Raw genomic sequence first — 4,064 nt, 5'->3', positions numbered from 1 at the left:
TGCTATGAAATTAAATGCGGATTCTCTAGCGGTATAGAAATAGATCGTGTTCAGACCCATGGCATCTGTTACAGAGGACAATGTCTGATAATCACCTTCTGCGCCTAACTGATATACCATTTTACGTTCTGTACCCTTTTGGGATACAATAACTTGTTCATTCGAATAAGTGAAATTCAGCTCATTTCCATCACTGTTACGAATATTGGATATAACTGTGCCCCCATCTTGATGATCCGTATAATGAAACTCTACACGGTTGTTGTAGTCATCTTGCATTAATAGTAAATGACCCGTGGAATCGAAATAATAATGAAGGTCATTCAGGGCAGATAATTTAAATTGACTCCCTCTTCCATCAATAGTTATCGTGCTATCATTAGAGAGGTTTATATCTTTCCAAGGATATCCTTCGAGAGCAAGCGATTCTGAGAGCTTATACGTACCTATTCCGGGATAATAAACATATTTCCCTTCATTTCTGATCTGGATTGATGGAAGATCCCACCTCCATCCCCTGCCTAGACCGGTGTCTCGTTCTTCCTGACGTATTCCTGCTTCATTTATATAGCTTCCATTACTCGATTTAACACCGATATCATTGTTGGCCATGCTTGTCTCATAAACGCGATTCAAACGATAAGTAATCGCTCCAGGCAAATCGAAATCTGTGTTATAGATTCCCACATCACCCGTAGACGTTGACACAACCTCCGCTCCATAAGAAACGGCATAATTGGATGTGGCTTGGTAAAGCGGTATCCGAGCTAATGCCTTATGGTCATAATCAGCCAAAGCGGTAACTTGATCTTGCGTCATGTTATTTCGCGCCTGGAGATGAAGTGCATTCATGTCAGGCTGAATCACCTGAATTGGGTTCTCGCTCCCCAACATACTCTCAGACTTTTTCTTGCTATTTCCTGTCTCTCTCAGTGCCTTATATTCAGATTGTTGCGGTACAAAGTGAAAATTCACAACCTCCCCTCATGCTATAATAGGTTACACTTTTAAAGCTTAAAGGAGTACGTACATCCGCATTTAGAGAAATTTCATAGGGGGCTAATGAAGGTAAAGTTCTATTTGAGACTACCGCCCGATTCATTCGGCACTGGGTGGGGATAAAAGAAAGACCTTGAGGATGTTGCCCTCAAGGTCAAAAAGTAATCAAATTAACTTTTTTAACTTATTAATAGTTATCAATTCATGAGAATAATTACAGCAAGTTCCAAAATTATCACTCATGAAGAGGAAAAATTGCTCTGCACCACTTATTAATGCGTGAAAAAGGTCACTTTTCGGAAGTGAAATACTTGCTAATCTTCCTTCACTAACTCTAAATAAAATCCATTCTGTAGAGATTTCTCTCATTTCAACTTTAAGTGGTTGGTCCGGAAAATAGAAGCTTCCCTCTTTCTTATCTAAGACTTCTTCAATAAGATTTAAAAAATACGCCCATAATTGGTCTACCAAATCCCACATTGTATAATCCATCAAAACACTACCATCATACTCCAAATAGATTGCGCCATTTAAATAATTAAAGTCGAGTAGGTTTGAAATACCCTGTATTTTTTCCTGCTCACCAACCTGAATAAAATATTTGTCTGGATTATCCTGAACCAAACGCAAATCTGTTATTTTTTGATTCGGTACGTTGACATATGTCTTAACTAGAAACAAATACTCTCACCTACTTAGAATAAAATTGGCCGACCCTTCCGTTAATTAAACCTACTACATAATTGACACCATTATATTTCCCTTCAATTTGGTACATTCCCTTTGTACCTTTATTTATCAGAGTCGTTCTATTTTGATTCATTATAGACTGAATTGCACTGGAAACATCGTTAATAGACATATTTTTATCTAAAAATGATTGAGTTGCTTTCGTTGAACCATCCCAAAAATTAGGATGATGACGCTCTAAGATATGCTTCATTCCGGACTTATCCAACAAAAAGCTTTGATTTCCAAACTTCATTGTTTTACTTTGGAAACTCGATAAAGCATTCACAACAACATGTGGTGCTACTCCACAAGCATTATGCGTCCAAATACCAAGGTTAGATACAAAGTACGTATGAAAGTCCTTCACCTTAAAGTTGTATACAGTAGCATGTTCCTTCTTAACCTCAATGTTATCAACGGCTAATTCTTTGCCATCGGAGCTCGTCAGAACATCGCCTACCACAAGGTTCTTGGATTCCACCCAACCTTTGCCGACAATCCAAAACGGATGTTCATCAGTAGTCGTTATGACCTCGCCGCCAGTAGTAATATTATATGTTTCTTCAACATCACGTTGGAAGAGCCATTCAACTTCCTTGTAAGCCATCTCTCCTGTTTCATCGTCTTTGGCAAGCACCTTATCCCCTACCTCAATATCCTCGATAGGTTTCTCCCCTTCGTCTGTTAGAACCTCCGTTCCAGCAGTAAAGCAATTGCAGCCTTTAGAAATCCATTTTGATACTTTTTTATAAGTAGCTGTTGCACTCTTTACTGCTATTTTACCGCCTTTTGTAGCAATCTTTCCACCTGGTATTATCCCTACAAGTGCCCACGCCCTGTCAGAGGTAGATAATTTTTCACCAGTATACCAGTTATTTCCTGTTGAGTACTCTTGAATACTCTTCGCAGCACTTACAAAGGGCGTCATGTCTAATGCACAATCCGCTACTTGTTTCACACTGCTTAATCCACAATGTCCTGTTGGATCCGTATACTTCAACGGATTATTCTCCACATACGAATACAAATTCAAACTTAATGGATTCGAAATCTGCCCTTCATACGTATCCCTAGATACGAACCGCGCGGCATTCGGATCATACCAGCGAGCTCGCAGGTATTGAAGTCCCGTATCGCTATCCCAATATTCTCCGGAGTAGCGGAATACGTTCGGAACGTCTTCTTCCTCATCTATCGGGTTACCCCAGATGTCATAGCTGTAGGTGTTCAGTTCATTACCTGCGCTATCGATTAATCCGATAACATCGCCATGTCCATTAAACTGGTAATACTCCATACCACCCGTCTTGCTCTGACGAGCCCAGAGACGTCCGTCCAGATCATAGATATAGAAGTAGGTCATTTGTGCTATGTTACCCGCTTCGACCTTTGCTTCTGCTAAGAGCTTGCCTTGTTCATCATAATAGTACCGAACGCGCTCATTCTTGGCTACACGTTCATACAACAAGCCATCTCCATTATAGATGTAAGTAACATCAATGGCTTCCCCTCCTTCACCCTCGCCCTTCACGCCGGTCAAGCGATCCAATGAATCAAAGACGTATTCCACATTCTTCATCCCGGATATTTGGCCGCCTGCCACCGTCAGACGATTGCCTTGATCATCGTAGGTGAATGTTTTGTCCTTGCCTTCACTTTGTTCACTCTCGATTCTGCTTAAGGAATCATAGGTGAACTGGTCCGCAGTCCCATTCTGATTACGATTGATAATATTCTTGTTGTTATCATACTCGTAGGAGAACTGCTGGGATGAGGCACCTGCTCCGATGTTCACACCTGTTAAATCATAGCCATCGTAACTAAACGTAGTATTCGTGTTACTTGATGAAACTTGGCGTTTCAATAAGCTGTTCGCTTCATATTCAAATGTCATTTGTTGCGATGAGGCCCCCGCAAAGGTGCTGATTCCGCCAGCCGTATCATTTGAGATATCCATCTCCGTTAAGCGGTTCATCTCATCTAGCGTGCCTTGTATTCGGATTGCTTCACCCGTACTACTCGTAAACTTGTAGCCTGTACGAGCTTGTTTATTGTACGTATACCCAATATGAGCCCCGTCCGGATAACGCAAGGTCTGCAAAGATCCGTCTGTCGGACTGTACGTATACTTCGTCTCCCCTTGTGCATCGATCATACTTGTACGCCGACCTACCGTATCGTAGGTGTAGGCTATCATTTCGCTAGCGGTTTTGATCTCCGTTAATAGATTATCATCATTATACTTGTATTCCGCCGTTTGACCTGCATAATTAACATATTTAATGACATTCCCACGTGCATCATAATAATAGGATGCTACTTGGTTCTCCTGA

At 41.0% G+C, this 4,064-nt stretch carries 2 protein-coding genes and 1 pseudogene; all 3 read right to left on the bottom strand.

What is annotated here, in order from left to right; genetic code table 11:
- A pseudogene (locus AC1TO8_RS23720) lies at positions 1 to 975 on the bottom strand (polymorphic toxin-type HINT domain-containing protein); the annotation flags it as partial.
- Between the two features lie 189 nt (positions 976 to 1,164).
- Entirely contained in the window at positions 1,165 to 1,680 is a 516-nt protein-coding gene (locus tag AC1TO8_RS23715) for a hypothetical protein (protein WP_482058048.1), read from the bottom strand.
- Positions 1,681 to 1,690: 10 nt separating this feature from the next.
- A partial coding sequence (locus tag AC1TO8_RS23710) for a polymorphic toxin-type HINT domain-containing protein (protein ID WP_482058047.1) occupies positions 1,691 to 4,064 on the bottom strand: 2,374 nt, incomplete at its 5' end.

The sequence above is a fragment of the Paenibacillus sp. Y859 genome, assembly GCF_056786405.1.
Note: the sequence above shows the minus strand (reverse complement) of the source record. Positions and strands in the feature narration are given on the sequence as shown.